At 64.9% G+C, this 15,232-nt stretch carries 10 protein-coding genes; 6 read left to right on the top strand and 4 right to left on the bottom strand.

Going from position 1 to position 15,232, the window contains the following annotated elements:
• Nucleotides 1–552 precede the first annotated feature (552 nt).
• From DWB23_RS03955 to DWB23_RS03945, 3 genes are read left to right on the top strand one after another with little or no spacing between them, the layout of a single operon-like run.
• Nucleotides 553–2,850: a hypothetical protein gene (locus DWB23_RS03955; RefSeq protein WP_121741921.1), complete on the top strand. Its 2,298-nt coding sequence runs from the start codon at nt 553–555 to the stop codon at nt 2,848–2,850.
• Nucleotides 2,843–3,877, top strand: a complete 1,035-nt coding sequence (locus tag DWB23_RS03950; RefSeq protein ID WP_121741484.1) for a PD-(D/E)XK nuclease family protein — start codon at nt 2,843–2,845, stop codon at nt 3,875–3,877. The genes DWB23_RS03955 and DWB23_RS03950 overlap by 8 nt, the downstream gene beginning before the upstream one ends.
• Entirely contained in the window at nt 3,870–7,583 is a 3,714-nt protein-coding gene (locus DWB23_RS03945) for an ATP-dependent DNA helicase (RefSeq protein WP_121741483.1), read from the top strand. Before DWB23_RS03950 ends, DWB23_RS03945 begins: the two co-directional genes overlap by 8 nt.
• A 71-nt stretch (nt 7,584–7,654) precedes the next feature.
• On the opposite strand, the gene DWB23_RS03940 is transcribed toward DWB23_RS03945, so the two are convergent.
• Both DWB23_RS03940 and DWB23_RS03935 read right to left on the bottom strand, forming a co-directional pair.
• Nucleotides 7,655–8,074, bottom strand: coding sequence for an EamA family transporter (locus tag DWB23_RS03940; protein ID WP_121741482.1), 420 nt, complete (start codon nt 8,072–8,074; stop codon nt 7,655–7,657).
• Nucleotides 8,071–8,493: an EamA family transporter gene (locus DWB23_RS03935; protein WP_121741481.1), complete on the bottom strand. Its 423-nt coding sequence runs from the start codon at nt 8,491–8,493 to the stop codon at nt 8,071–8,073. The genes DWB23_RS03940 and DWB23_RS03935 overlap by 4 nt, the downstream gene beginning before the upstream one ends.
• Nucleotides 8,494–8,585: 92 nt before the next feature.
• Here DWB23_RS03935 and DWB23_RS03930 point away from each other — a divergent pair, with 92 nt between their 5' ends.
• Together DWB23_RS03930 and DWB23_RS03925 are read left to right on the top strand one after the other, a co-directional pair.
• Nucleotides 8,586–9,104, top strand: a complete 519-nt coding sequence (locus DWB23_RS03930) for an 8-oxo-dGTP diphosphatase (protein ID WP_121741480.1) — start codon at nt 8,586–8,588, stop codon at nt 9,102–9,104.
• Between the two features lie 123 nt (nt 9,105–9,227).
• Nucleotides 9,228–10,061, top strand: coding sequence for a putative sodium/potassium/calcium exchanger (locus tag DWB23_RS03925; RefSeq protein ID WP_121741479.1), 834 nt, complete (start codon nt 9,228–9,230; stop codon nt 10,059–10,061).
• 40 nt (nt 10,062–10,101) lie between these two features.
• Here the strand turns inward: DWB23_RS03925 and DWB23_RS03920 are convergent, their stop codons facing one another.
• Entirely contained in the window at nt 10,102–11,124 is a 1,023-nt protein-coding gene (locus tag DWB23_RS03920) for a quinone oxidoreductase family protein (protein WP_121741478.1), read from the bottom strand.
• Nucleotides 11,125–11,238: 114 nt separating this feature from the next.
• Nucleotides 11,239–12,978: an alpha-amylase domain-containing protein gene (locus DWB23_RS03915; protein ID WP_121741477.1), complete on the bottom strand. Its 1,740-nt coding sequence runs from the start codon at nt 12,976–12,978 to the stop codon at nt 11,239–11,241.
• 270 nt (nt 12,979–13,248) lie between these two features.
• Here DWB23_RS03915 and proS point away from each other — a divergent pair, with 270 nt between their 5' ends.
• The gene (gene proS / locus DWB23_RS03910; RefSeq protein ID WP_121741476.1) at nt 13,249–14,730 is read left to right on the top strand and encodes a proline--tRNA ligase; all 1,482 of its coding nucleotides are present in this window, start codon (nt 13,249–13,251) and stop codon (nt 14,728–14,730) included.
• Nucleotides 14,731–15,232 lie beyond the last annotated feature (502 nt).

Here is a 15,232-nt window from a genome sequence, read left to right as displayed (position 1 = left end):
TCAGTCGTTGCCACCGCACGGAGACCGCCACTTCCGCCTGAACGTACGTCAGCCTGCGACGGATATGGAACCCCATTTCTCTCGGTACTCCTCGATACCCGTAGCCGAGTTGTGAATGTATCAAATTACTTTTCCTATTGGGGACGTACTAGATAAGTGAATATTACGGTACAAGAAGTCAAATGACTAAGCTGCGCTACGCGAAGGACGATGGGACTTTCGAGCAGAATTCGTCTCTTCTTTTCTTCGAATTTGATCGGGCAACAACACGATTCCGTCGTATACTGCGCTCAAAGCGGATAAGATGCGTTCTACTCACGCTACAATCTCTAATCCGATCCGAGGGAAATTAACAATATTAGTTACAACACTGTATTCCGAGTGGTTAGCTCTCATCCAAACTTTTCGGTCCGAGATTCACTCGGATGCTCGCTCGAGGAAGCGTCGCTAGAGTCCAGCGGTCCAGTCGGATCGCAAGAGCGTCACAATCACGTTTACGAATCGGCGTACATTTAAGTACGGACCCGGCTATACTGGGTGACGTACCAACTGATGGCGTCTCCTTCACCACCGCTCGAGGGCACCTGCAAACTCCTTCCCGAACCGGTTCCCAGCGACGAGCTATTCGAGTGCCTCGCGGCGGAGTACGCCGCACTCGCCGACGACTACGGTGCACGGAACGTCCTCGTCCTGAAGCGCCATCCCGCGGGCCTCGAGTCCCTTTCCGAGGCCCTCACCGACGCCGAAGCGACGACCGAGTCGCCGCGATCGCCGCGCGTCGAATCGCTTCCGGAACACGCCTCGAAAGTTCTCGAGGAGTTCGATCCGACGCTCGACCGACTCGAGTACGAAGAGCGGATCGAACTCATCTCGCTGGTGATCGACGGGGCCAGTCGAGACGTTCCGAGCTACCTCGAGCGGGCGGCGAATCACGAGAGTTTCGCCCGTGACGTCGGGCAATTGCTCCTCGAGGCGACGCGCCAACGACTCCGCCTCGCCGATATCGAGGCCACGAAGCCACACGAATGTCTGGCCTTCCTGTACGCGATGAACGACCGCTTCCACGCCGAACTCGAGGATCGAGGCTACGTCGAGCGGGCCGACGTGATTCCGCGGACCGTCGATCTGCTCGAGTCGAATACGGACGGGCTACGGGACAGAGTCGGCGACTCGATCAACGCGGTCCTCGCCGTCGAGTTCGAGGAGTACCGTCGACTCGATCGGCGGTATCTCGCGGCGCTCACCGCCGAGGCCGACCTCGTCTGTCTGGGCGAACGCCACGCCAGCGTCGAACGCACTCGGATCGAACCGGGCCGAATCGAAGCCCTCGTCGGAAACGGCCTCGAGATCGAGGTCGTCGAGTCTCCCCGCGCGGTGGGCGGTGAACGCGACTCGCAGACGCCACCGCACCGATCGATCACGCGGTTTTTAGCGACCGGAGAGACGCCCGGATCGCGCACAACACCGGGACAGCGAACGCACAGTGATGACGACCAGCGAGCGCGGGGCGATGACGACGGATCCGCGCCGGTAGTCCACGGGCGAGCGCGCCGAATCCGGAGTCGAACCGCCCGCGAACAGGTGAAAACGGTCGCGACCGAAATTCAGGCGCTTCGGGACCGTCACGACTGGAGTTACGACGGGTTCGCCGTCGCCGTGCCGCGGATCGAGCGGGTCCCCGAGGTCAGAACCCAACTCCGCAACGCCGGGATTCCGACGGCGACGATCGGCACCCACTCGCTCGCCGAGGACCCCGCGGTAAACGAACTCTACGCGTTCGTGACGCTACAGTGCGAACGGGAGCGGGACGGCGAGGGAATCGGCCCTCTCGACCCGACCGATCCCACTCGAGACGCGACCGATCCTCGCGACGTCTCGATCGATCGGCTGCACGCTCGCGTCGACGACTTCTCGGCTGAACTGCTCGAGTCGTGTACCGACTCGAGCGTCTCCCGGTCGCTCGAGCGGTGGATCGGTCGGACGGATCTGAAGGGACGGATCGCCCGTCAGGAGGACTGGGTCGACGCCCGAGAGCAGTACGCCGGCATCCGACGGGTGCTCGAGATCGCCCGATTCGTTGAGGAGACGGACCTCGTCGGGCCGGACTGGCGGGGGCTGCGCCGGATGCTCCGGCGGACGATCCAGTACGACGCCGCCTACGTTCACGCCGTCGAGACCCAGCCGCCGACCGGAGGCGTCACGGTCTGTGCCGTCGGGGATCTCAAGTACGAGTCGCGGGACGCCGTCTTCTTGCTCGACCTGACCGACGACACCTACCCCGGCGAGCAGTTCCTCACCCAGCTGTTCCCAACGGCGTGGCTCCGCGACATGCCGACCTACCCGGCGGTCACCGATCCATCAGCGGCGGATATCACGGAGACGTTCGCCACCACCGAGGCCGCCGAGATCGGCGATCCCTTCGAGACCTATCACGCCGACCGATCTCGGCGACAACTCGCCCTCGGTGCTCGCGCCGCGCGAACCCACCTCTACTGTTGTTCCTACGAGCGGGGCTCCGGGGGTCTCCGTCGGACCTACGACGAGTCTCGCTACCTGCAACTGGCCGACTCGAGACCCGAACTCGCGCTCGTCGACGTCGAAACCGAGACGACGGCGGCGATTCACGGCGAGACGAACGCGCTCGAGGCGCTGCTCGCCCAGCCTCACGGCGAACTCGAGCGGATCCTCAGGGAGGCGAGTACGGGCGGCGAGGCCGATCTCGGAGCCACGGAGGAGCTGTTCGAGGAGATCGCCGTCGTCCTCGAGGCGGGCGACGTGAACGACGAACTCGCCGAAGCGGTGCGTTCGCAGTTCGAGTTCGCGGCCGGAGAGGTGATTCGCGATGACTGAGGGGCGCGCCGAGTCGATCGCCACCGGCCTCTCCGCGGCGGGCCTGGCGACCTACCTCACCTGTCCGCGCCGGTACGAGTTCGCCCGCGTCCACGGCCTCGAGGGCGACGGCGACGAGACAGCGATAGACGACCGCGTCGCGCTCTTGCGAACGGCGATCTGTGATGCGTTGCGACGCGGTAACACCGACGAGGCGAGCCTCGTGGACGCCGCACGTGAGCGACTCGAGGCGCTCTGGGCCGATCACGACGAGCGGTTCCACTCGCTGGCCCAGCGACGCCACGAACGGCGAGTGCTCGAGGCGACGCTCGAGGCCTACGCCGAGCGCGTCGGGGTCGACCACGCGGCCGGGATCGATCGACTGGCGGCGGACGCCACCGACGGGGGGTTGGTCGGGCCGGGCCTTCCGCTCTCGAGTGCGGTTTCGGTGCCCGGCGAAGACGCCACCGTCACGATCGACGCCAGCGTCGACTACGTTTACGCCGACGGCTCGTCGGTCGTCGGCGTTCGGTTCGTCCCGACGCTCGCACCGCTCGGCCTCCTGCGCTACCGATCGGACTGGGAGGGAGCCGTCGCCGAGGAGTTCACCGATCACTTCGACCCCGACGCGGAGACGTTCGAACCGGCGTTCGTCGGCACGCTCTTCGAGACCGCCGTGGTGATCGACGGCCTTCGGAATCGCTGTGACCGACTCGGACTCGAGGGGCGAACCTGCCGGTACGTCCAGATTCCGCTCGCCGACCGCTCGGGCACGTCGGTCAACTGGGTTCGCGAGACGGTCGAGGCGAGCCTCGAGACCGTGGATCTAACCGAACCGTATCTCGACCACCACACCTACGGGATGACGCACGAACACCGGAATCGGACCGTCGACGACCGACTCGCAGCCGTCGTCTCTCGCCTCTCCGAGCGGGCGTTCGATCCGACCGACCGCTGGGACGACATTTCGAACACCGTCTGCCCCACCTGCGAGTATACGGTCTGCTGTCAGGATCACCTCGCTCAGGAGGTGCGCTTCGATGGGTGACGATGGCGGCGAGGGGTCTCTCGAGGAAAATCGTCTCGAACCGACGGACAGCCAGCGGGCCGTCATCGACAGTCGGGTGGCCTGTACCTCCGTCAACGCCGGGGCCGGAACCGGCAAGACGACGACGATGCTCATGCGGATCGAGCGCGCGATCGAACGGGGCGACGTCGACCCCGAGGACGTGTTGGTGTTGACGTTCGCGAACGAGGCCGCCGGGAGCATCCGTGAGGCGGTCGCCGAACGCCTCGATCCCGGGGCGGCGGCGGCGATTGACGTCTACACCTACCACTCCTTCTGTTACCGATTGGTTCAGGAGTACGCCTACTACCTGGGCTACTCGCCCGAGTTCGACGTGATTACCGAACAAAAACGACGCCGAATCGTGGGTCGGCTGCTCGCCGAGAACGACTACGACTTCGCGGCCGCGTCGGTTCGGGGCGACGGCTCGCCGGAAGCCGTCACCAGCGCCGTCGATCGGTTCATTCAGGCGATGAGTCAGGAGGATATCGCGCCCGACCAGCTCCAGAACCAGCTGCCGGCGGTACGCTCTCTCGAGCTCTGCAACGAGTTCGTCCTCTGGCTCGAGCGAACGGCCGGCGACGAGCTTTCCTTCGACAACGAGGCGCTGCGATACTTCAACGCGGACGAACACCTCGAGGCGAGCCGAGAGTCGCTGGTCGCCTACGGCAAACTCCTCGAGTACTGTCGGGAACAGATCGCGGAAGCTCCGGCCGCGTTTCGCGAGGACGACGTCGTTCGCGACGTCGACCGCTATCTCCGGGTGCTTCAGGAGTGCGTGACGAACACGATCGAGGCGCTGTCGCTCGAGGAGCCGACCACGAAGCAGCTGCCGCGAGCGCTCTTTGGCAACGAGATCTGGCGCACGGCGACGGAGCGGATCGAACAGAGCCCGTTCGGTCGCCTGAAACACTACGTCGAGTTCCTGCGACTCGCCCGCCACTACACCGCGGTCTACGCCGACTACCACGACACGCTCGAGGCCGAGCGAACGCTGGATTTCGACGAACTGGTGCGGACGGCGACCGGCTTGCTGTCGGACGAATCGATCGCCGACGAGATCACGGGCCAGTGGACGCAGGTCTACTGCGACGAGTTCCAGGACACCGACGAGACGCAGTTCGCGCTCATCACCGAACTCACGGACGGCCCCGACCGGCCCGACCTGCTCGCCATCGGCGACAAGGATCAGGCGATCTACGGCTGGCGGGGGACCGACAGGGAGGGACTCGACAGGCTCGCGGCGGCGTACAACGACCACGAGGCGATCGAACTCGAACTCAACTTCCGCTCGCGCCAGGAAATCCTGGACCTGACGAACCACTGCGAGTACGGCTCGCAGTCCTCGAAGACGCTCCGCGAGGTCGGCCGGACGCCGGGGGAGTACGGGATGGATGATGGCGCTGGTTCCGAGGGCGACGCTTCGGACGGCGAGCCAGCGCAGCCGCCCGATCGCGTCGTCAAAGTCGAGAGCGACGAGGTCGGCTGGTCGACGGCCGAGCAGGTCGCGACGACCGTCTCGCGGCTGTTGAACGGCGAAGCCGAGAACGTCCCCCAGCGCGGCCTCGAGGACATCGCGGTTATCGTCCGGACGAATCGCCACGCGCAGGCGGTCGCCGACGAACTGCGAGAGCTCCGGATCCCCTACGAGATTTCGGGGTCGCCACGCGGCGATATCTCGCCGGGGATGCAGACCGTTCTGTCGTATCTTCGCGTACTCGTCGACTCGGATGCCGACGCCCACCTCCGGCGCGTGCTGCTCTATCGGTACCGCCTTTCCGAGCCCACCCTCGCGACGCTCCAGCAACGAGACGGATCGCTGTACGACGCGGTGATGACCGTCGACGCGGCACCGCTCGAGGACCCGGATCGAGTCGAACGGGCGCGCGACCACCTCGCGGAACTGGAGACGCTTCGAGACGTCTACCCGCTGTCGGGATTCTTCCGCCGGTTCCGCGAGGTGACGCGCCTCGAGTGGTTCCTCACGAGCGAGGAGCGAGCGGAACTCGAGTCGCTCGAGCGCTTCGTCGACGCCTACACCGGCGATTCGGTGATCCAGACGCTGACGCCGGCGTTCGTCGACGCGCTCGAGGGGACGCTCCGGGGCGGCGGCAGCGACCGCACTCGCGGCACGCAGTCGTCGGACTCGATCGACGTGATGACGGTTCATCAGGCCAAAGGCCTCGAGTTCGACACCGTGCTCGTTCCGTACCTCTCCGACGAGGAGTGGTGCGTCGAGAACGACTACGCCGAACGCGCCCAGTACCGGCTTCTCGCGGCGGCGCTCGACGACGAGATCGACTCGCCGCTGCTCGCGGACCTCGCGACCGAGACGGTCGGCGAGGAGTGGCGCGTGCTTCACGTCGCGCTCACTCGCGCCGAGAACCACCTGTTCGTCTTCGGTTCCGAGTACGACTACGACGGCGAGGAGGGCGAACTCGCCGCGTCGACCGCCGAAGCGTGTCTCGCGAGCGAGATCGAGTGGTCGGTGGTCGGTCAGCGGATGAACCTCTGGTCGTCGCTGCGATCGAGTTTCGAGCAGGTGCGGGAGACCTATCCCGAAACCGTCGTCGACCGAACCGAGGCGATCGCGCTCTCGGCCGGCCTCAGCCCGGGGACGATCACCTACTACGCCGGGTACGACGACCGCCCGATCGAACCGCTCGAGACGCGCGAGGCGATCCGCACGGTTCACCGACTCGGTCGACTGCTGCGCAACGGGACGCTGTTGCCCGCCGCCGACGCGGCGAGTCACGGCCCCCGTGGACGGGAACGCGAGCGCGAGAACGGATCAACGGGGACGACCCGGCGGGTACCGAGTGGCCGTCGGCCGTCCGCGCTAACGACCGACACCGTCCGCTTCCCCGTCGAGACGCTCTCGGACGCGACCGAGTTGCCCGCCGCGATGCGCCACAGCTACTCGGCGATGGAGACCCACGACACCTGTGCGCGAAAGCACTACCTCGACCATGTCGTCCGGGCGATCGACGATCCGGCGGCGGTCGGCGAGTTCCGCTCGGAGACCTCGAGCCAATCCGGTTCCCGGCTCGTCGGGACCGTCTTTCACGATATCGCCGAGGAGGCGTTCTACCGCGAGTACCGAACCCGCGAGGAGTGGCGCGAGGCCGCCCTCAGACAGCTGACCGCGCGGGACCTGCTCGAGCACCGCCAGGCCGTCCTCGCGTGCATCGATCGCTTTTTCGAGGCGAGCGCCCCCGGCTTCGACGAGGCGGTCGCCGACTGGAGCCCCCTCGCCGCGGAACTGCCCTTCGCGCTCGAGGAGGTCACCGGCGTGAGCGGCGAGGTCGTCGGCTACGTGGATTCGGTTCGGAGAACGCCCGACGGCGACCTCGTCGTTCTCGATTACAAGGCGACGGCCGAGCGGATCGATCCCGGCGACGCCACGCAACTGGCGCTGTACGCCCGCGCCTGTGAACGGCGCTTCGACGAGTCGGTGTCGGCTGTCGGCTACGTCTACGTCGGGGACGTCGACGGTCCGCGCGTCGACCTCATGGACCCGACGGATTTGCCGCCATGGTCGGCGGTGCTCGCGACGCTCGAGGCGGTCGACGATCCGTCGTTCCGCGAGACGACGCCGGACGATCACTGCGAATACTGTCCGCACCGGTCCCTCGGCTGTGGACCCGAGGAGGGCGAACACGGTGGCAACGCCTCGAGCGACGACTGATCGGCGGCTACCGGCGTCGAGTGCTGCGGTGCTCGGTGGCGACGACTGGCTGCCGGTTCGATACTGATACGTTACAGTGACATCAGGACCACCGCGAGGACGGCGAAACCGATCCCCATCGCCGTTCTGGTCGTCAGCGACTCCTCGAGTGCGACGATCCCGATAATCGAGCTAACCGCGATGAACAGTCCGTATATCGGAACGACGACGCTCACCGGACCGAGGGCGAGCGCCCGGTAGTACGCCAGGAGACCGACCGCGAGCAGGACGCCCCAGACGACGATGTGCGGCGTTTTCTGGTGCGAGAGGTACGGGCGCGGCGATGTCCCGTTGTAGAGCAACAACCCGCCGAGCAGGGCGAGCATGACGGCGTTCGAGATGAACACCGCCGTCGTGCTCGGGATCGTTTCCATCGCGACCTTCAACAGGGGAGCAACAAGACTGTACGCGACGAACGCGACCAACGAGAGGAGCAGATACCGTCGACTCATCGGTTTCCACCCGCGCTGCAGACGATCGCGAGCACCGCACAGACGATCCCGGCCGCTCGAGTCGCCGTCATCGTTTCGCCGAGAAAGAGGATACTTAGGACCGAACTCCCGACGATGAACAGCCCGAAAACCGGAACGACGACGCTCACCGGGCCGCTCTCGAGCGCCGCGGTGTACGCCAGAATGCCGATCGTGAGGAAGGCACCGGCGACGTAGACGTAGCCGGCCTCGACCGACACGGCGGCGGATGGATCGGCAGTGCCGGTCGAGACCATCACCCCGGACGCGATCACGAGGAAGACGAGCGTCGCGAGGAACAGTCCCGGGGTCGCCGGAACGTCCTCCATGATGACGCTCGTCAGGGGGGCGACGCCCGAGTAGGCGAGAAGCGCTATCAGGACCCACAGGAGATACTCCATACCTCTTCCTGCGAATCGAGGAGCTTAAACGCCACGAGACCGCCGTGACTCCAATACTGACGCTTTATGTGTCGTCGAGGAAACGAACTCGTATGATCGAGGCGACGCTGTGCTTCCCGCAACGGAGCCGTCGTAGTGACGGCGACCGCACGGACGAGGTGCTCCTGATCGAGAAGCGACGCGGTCTCGGCGAGGGCTGGTACAACGGCCCCGGCGGGAAACTCGAGGCCGGCGAGACGCCCCGCGAGTGTGCCGTTCGCGAGACTCACGAGGAGGTCGGTCTCGAGATCGATCCGGACGTCGTAGAGAAGGCGGGCGAACTCACGTTCTTCCTCGACGGCGAAGCGCACACGTTCTGTCACGTGTACCGGACGCGTTCGTTCTCCGGTGAACCGACCGCCTCCGCGGAGGCCCGGCCGGAGTGGGTCCCCGTGACGGACGTCCCCTACGACCAGATGTGGACGGACGACCGGCTCTGGTTACCGGGCGTCCTCGAGGGCCGGACGGTCGTCGGCGAGTTTCGGTTCGCGGGCGGGACGCCGCTGGACGAAGCCGAGTTCGTCGATCACGACCTCGAATGGGACGTCCCCGTCGAAATCGACACCGAATAATCGGCCGATCGGCGACGGCCGCTTCGGTCGCGGATCGCCGGAGAACGCGTGAGTTTTGCGAGTCACAACCCACACAGGGAACGATTACTCTTCTACCCCGTCGCGGTATTCACGCCTGAGAGAATGACTGATACGACTCGTCGGCGAACGCTCATCGCGGCCGTTTCCGGAACCGTTAGCGCGCTCGCGGGCTGTCAGGGCCGGTCGTCCGACGGCAACGACGAGGGTGAAACCGACGCCGAAGAAGACCTCTTCGCGGACGACGGCGATCCGGTCGAGATCGGGGAAGACGAGAGCGAACCCGCCGACGAAGACGATGTTACCGTCGAGGAGGACACGGACGAGGACATCTCGGCCGACGGGACGATCGAAGTTCTCGCCGGCGTCGAAGTCGACGGCTCGATCGACGCCGGCGAGGACGCGCTCCTCGAGGAAGACGTCGAGGTCGCGGGACCGATCGACGCCGGCAACGTCGAACTCGGATCGGACGTTGTGGTCGACGACGACGTTACTGCAGGGGGAGACGTAACGACCGCCGAAGACGCCGAGATCGCGGGGCCGATCGACGCCGGCGGTGCCGTCGATCTCGGCGACGACAGCACGGTGGACGGCGACGTGACCGCCGAGGGATCGGTAACGACCCGCGCGGACGTAGCGGTCGACGGCTCGATCGACGCCGGCGGAGCGGTGTATCTCGGGAACGGCACCGAGGTCGACGGCGACGTCTCCGGTGAAACGGTCGAGGAAGGTGACGATACCGATGTCGACGGTGACATCGAAGAAGACGATGGGGAGGACGATGACGGTGACGACGGCGACGAAGACGATGATGGTGATGACGGCGATGAAGACGATGCAGGGAACGATAGCGACGAAGATGATGATGATGGTGATGACGGCGAAGAAGACGATGCAGGGAACGATGGCGACGAAGACGACGATGGCGACGACGCGTAAGCGGACGGCCGGAGGTCGATTCGGATACCCCGATCGCCGGTCAGGGTTTTAGCACGACCTTCCCGGAACTCTTGCGGTCTTCGATGTACTGGTGGGCTTCAGCGGCGTCCTCGAGCGCGAACGACTTCCCGAGGACGACCTCGAGATCGCCGCTGCTCAGCCCCGCCGTGAGTTCGGGGACGGCGTTCATGATCCGACTCGGGTCGTGGGAGGCGGCCTGTCCGAGGTGGAACCCTTTCACGGTCTTGTTCTCGAACAGCAAGCGACGGTTCTCGACGGTTCCTGGAACTCCGCTGGCGACGCCGTAGGTGACCATGCGTCCGAAGTGACTCATCGCGTCGAGGCTGCGCTCGAAGACGTCGTCGCCGACGCTCTCGAGGACGAGATCGACGCCCTCGCCGTCGGTCTCCTCGTCGACGACGTCCCGAAAGTCCGTCTGGGTGTAATTGATGGGATGATCACAGCCGAGATCTGCGGCGAGGTCGAGTTTGTCCCGGGTGCTCGCGGTGCCGAACACCTCCGCGCCGGCGTTCGAGGCGAGCTGGACCGCGGCCGTCCCGACGCCGCCCGCAGCGGCCTGGATGAGAACCGCCTCGTCCGCCTCAAGGCCGCCCCACTCGAACAGACAGCTGTGGGCGGTCAGGAACTGCACGGGGAAGCCGGCGGCCTCCTCGAAGCTCATCCCCTCGGGGATGGGGAAGAGCATCTGGGCGTTCCCGATCGCGTACTCGGCGTAGCCGCCGGTATTCAGCATCGCGACGACGCGGTCGCCCTCGTCTAACTCGAGGCCCGCTCGTGGCTCTTCGCCGCTCGCGTTTTCCGCGGAGTCATGCTCTGCGCCCCCGCCGATCGCGTCGATCGTTCCCGCGACCTCCATACCGGGGGTGTACGGGGCCTCGGGTCCGCCCGGATAGACCCCGCGGCGTTGCATGATGTCCGCGAAGTTGATCCCCGCGGCTTCGACCTCGATTCGGACCTCGCCCGCGTCGGGTTCGGGCATATCCACGTCGATCGCCTCGAGTTGCTCGCTGTCGCCGTATTCTGTTACCTCGATGGCTCGCATAGACTTCCATTTGTAACGTAGCCGGATAAAGGCCAGAGAACGTGGAAGAACGGGCTCGTCGTTGTCCGTGGGCGATCCGGTGAGGACGACCGATATCGGCTCCAAACGGGGCGACTACTCGGACCAGCCCTGGTGGGTGGGTTGTAGGTCGTGCTCGTCGTGATTGTCCCCCTGCTCCCAGACGTCGCCGGTTCCGCCGCTCGGACCCCGACGGGTCTTCCACTCGAACTCGCCGGGATCGTCGATAGTGACCTCCCAGACGTTGCCCTCCGACCAGGTTCCTTCGATGCCGCCGCCCCAGTTGGTGAGTTCGTCGCTGCCGCCGGTGAAGTAGACGGACTCGCCGTAGCCGACGTCGACCGTCACCCGTAACGTGATTTCGCCGTTGTCGCCGTCACCGTCGTCATCGTCGCCGTCGTCGCCCTCGTCGTCGGGCGCGTACATCACCCAGCCTTCGGCCGGGACTTCGATCGTCACCTGCCCGCTGGCGTCGACGCTGACGGCCTCGCCGTAGCCAGTCCGGTCGACGAGGGTTGCGTCGCTCCAGGAGGTCTGGACCGTTTGCTCCCGTGCCAAGTCGCCCTTGTTGATGCCGGCCAACAGGTTCCCCTCCCGTTCGAAGACGTAGGTATCCTGATCGACGTAGCGGTCGACCACGCCGCCGTGTGCGAACTCCTGTGAGACGGCGACAAGGTCCCGAAACGCCTGGTCGTCGAGTTCGGACCGATCGTCCGGCCCGGAGCGATACACCATCGGCATTCCCGCATACGCGAAGACGAACGCTTCGGCGAGTTCGACCTCGCGGCCTTCGGGTTGATCCGGTTCGACACCCGGGCCGACGGTATCGTGGTTCTGGGCGAAAGTAACCGCAACATTCGGCCGGTGATGGGCGACGCCGCGTGCGGCGTTCTGAGAGAGAGCCTCCATGCTCCCGCCCTCGAACGCCTCGACGATGGCGTCGTACAGCGGAAAGTCGAAGACGGTCATTCCGGTGTCGGCGAACTCGAGGAGTCGATCGACGTCGTACTCCCAGATTTCACCGACGCGCCAGAGTCCGAGGTCGTCCGCGAGCGCGTTGATCTCGGTCTCGAAGTACCACGGCCAGACGTGGGCTGCGGCGTCGTACCGAAGTCCATCGGCACCCAGGTCGGCGATCCGCTGGATGTAGTTTCGCTGGGCGTCCTGTACGTACGACTGTTCGATGTCGAACGACGGTAACCCGAGCAGGTTACACTCGTACTCGGCCCGCTCGCCGTCCAGTTCGCAATCCTCTCCGAGCGTCCCGTAGTCGTGGAAGTGTTCGTCGCGGTCGAACTGCGGTAGCTCCACGTACCCGTCTGGGCCGTCGGCCGCCGCCATGTGATTCAAGACGACATCGACGATGACCGAGATACCGCGCTCGTGGCAGGCCTGGATCAGGGACTCGAGTTCGGCTTCGGTGCCGAACGTCGAATCGAGGTCCCGCAGATCGACGGGCTGGTAGCCGACCGGCGGGTGCGGATCGCGCCAGCCGTACGGGGACCGCTCGTCGTAGAAGCCGTACTCGCCGTCGTAAGAGAGGTCGTCCCACTCGAGTTTGCTCCGCGCCGGCTGTTGAATCCAGATCGCGTCGACGCCGGCCGCGGCGAGCCGCGGGACGTCGGCCTCGATTTCGGACCACTCCGCGTGGAAGTACTGGTAGGCGACGGTTCCGTCTTCGACCGCGGGTTGCTCAGGGAGCGACCGTGCGCTCGCCGACCCGAACAGTCCACCGCCGACCGCGAGCGCACCGAGGGCGGCGCTCGTTTTCAGCAGTGTCCGTCGTTCGACACCATTGCGATGGTAACTCTGTTCGTGGTTGCTATTGTCAATCATTGCAACTCTGCCGTATATATGTGAAGTAATAAAACATAATACTTTTATCTCAAATCTGCAATCGGATTTTATAGCCATATGAGGCGTTCATACAACATTCACTACGAGTTCGATTATGTCGGAACGATTGCATCCGCTCTGCTCGATCCTGCCGCCGTGCGAGAGCGACGAGCCCAATACGCGGTTCACACCCGTCGTTCGATCGATCCAGTCGTGATCGACAGCGGCCCTTCGCATGGTTTAAGGCCGCGCTGACTGCATGTCGAATCAATGAGCGACGAGAGCCAGGAACTCGGGATCACCGAGTCGAAATCGCACAAGCCCGGCGAGTGGTACGCCGAAGTCGTCCAGAAGGCCAATATCGCGGACTACGCCCCGATGGGCGGCTTCATCGTCACGAAACCGCGCGGCTACGCGCTGTGGGAAGCCATTCAGGACGCCCTCGACGGCTGGTTCAAGGAGACCGGCGTCGACAACGTCTACTTCCCCCTGTTCATCCCCGAGAGCTTCCTCGAGCGCGAGAAGGACATCGTCGAAGGCTTCGACCCCGAGGTCGCGTGGGTGACCCACGGCGGCCACGAGGAACTCGAGGAGCGCCTCGCCGTCCGCCCGACCAGCGAGTCGATCATCGCTCCCTTCCTCGCCGACTGGACCCGCAGCCACCGCGACCTGCCGCTGCGGCTCAACCAGTGGTGTTCGGTCGTCCGGTGGGAGGCGACGGAGACGAAGCCGTTCTTCCGGACGAAGGAGTTCATGTGGCAGGAGGGTCACACCGCCCACGCGGACAACGAGGGTGCCTGGGAGGAGGTCTGGACCCGTCTCGGCCAGTACGAACGCGTCTACGAGGATGTGCTGGCGATTCCAGTGCTCCGCGGCAAGAAGCCCGAACACGACAAGTTCCCCGGTGCCGACACCACGACCACGGTCGAGGCGCTGATGCCCGACGGAAAGTCGGTTCAGGGCGCGACGAGCCACAACCTCGGCCAGAGCTTCGCCGAGGCGTTCGACATCACCTTCGCCGACGAGGACGAGGAGGAGCGAACCGCCTACACCACCTCGTGGGGCCTCTCCTGGCGCGCGATCGGTGCGCTGATCATGACTCACTCCGACGATCAGGGGCTCGTCCTCCCGCCGACGGTCGCGCCCACACAGGTCGCTATCGTCCCAATCTGGCAGGAGGAGACGAAGGCGGACGTCCTCGAGTACTCCGAGCGCATCGCCGAGGAACTCGAGGCGGCCGGGTTCCGCGTCGAACTCGACGACCGCGACGAGCGCAACCCCGGCTTCAAGTTCAACGAGCACGAACTCAACGGGATCCCCCTGCGCCTCGAGATCGGCCCCTACGAGGTCGAAGACGAGGAGGTCACGCTGGTTCACCGCCCCGACAACGAGGAGGCGGTCGAGGATCGCGACGAGATCGTCGACGCCGTCGACGAGCATCTGGACGAGATCTTCGACAAACTGTACGACGCGGCCGCGGAAAACTTGGAAGCGAACGTCCGCGAAGCCCACAGCCCCGAGACCATTCTCGGGACGATCGGCAAACACGGCGGCTACGTGAAGACGCCGTGGTGTGGCGACGAGGCCTGCGAGGAAGCCATCAAGGAGAAGATCGCCGCCGAGATCGTCATGCAACCGCTCGAGGACGAGGGCGGGTCCACCGCCGGGGAAGTCGCCGAACCCGAGAAGGACGAGTGCGGCGTCTGTGGCGATCCCGCGGACGAAATCGCGTACTTCGCGAAATCGTACTGACCGGCGATCGAGATCCGCTCGCTTTTAACGACGGTGTTCGCATCACCACGTTTCAGATTTCAGACCACTCGAGGAAGTTTCGGGAGCGCCGAGATCGACCGGCGATCCCGTTCGGGTGCTCTCACGGGCGATGACCATCCGACCGCTGCGGATGACCGTTTCAATCCTACCTAACTCTTTAACCAAATATTGCTTATGGATAGCGCGATAACGAATTAACGTGGTGTTCACTCTGGTGGGTGAGCACTACGTGCCTCTGACACTTCTGCCCCACCCGGGCAGTCATCTCTGTTCGATCCAGCACGCGGCTTGTCCCTCGTCCCAACTCCGTTCGAGTGCACCGGTTCTCGCTCGACCGCGGATGCTCTTGCTGGGCGATTCGAGAACCGCTCTCGGCCAGTACACCCGTTCGCACCGCGGATAGCAATAGACCTTATATTCGATTATATGTGTCTATAATACACTTAGTCATTATGGGGTAGCCTCTTATACCTGTTTTCGC

It is taken from the genome of Natronorubrum halophilum, assembly GCF_003670115.1.
Classification (GTDB): domain Archaea; phylum Halobacteriota; class Halobacteria; order Halobacteriales; family Natrialbaceae; genus Natronorubrum; species Natronorubrum halophilum.
Note: the sequence above shows the minus strand (reverse complement) of the source record. Positions and strands in the feature narration are given on the sequence as shown.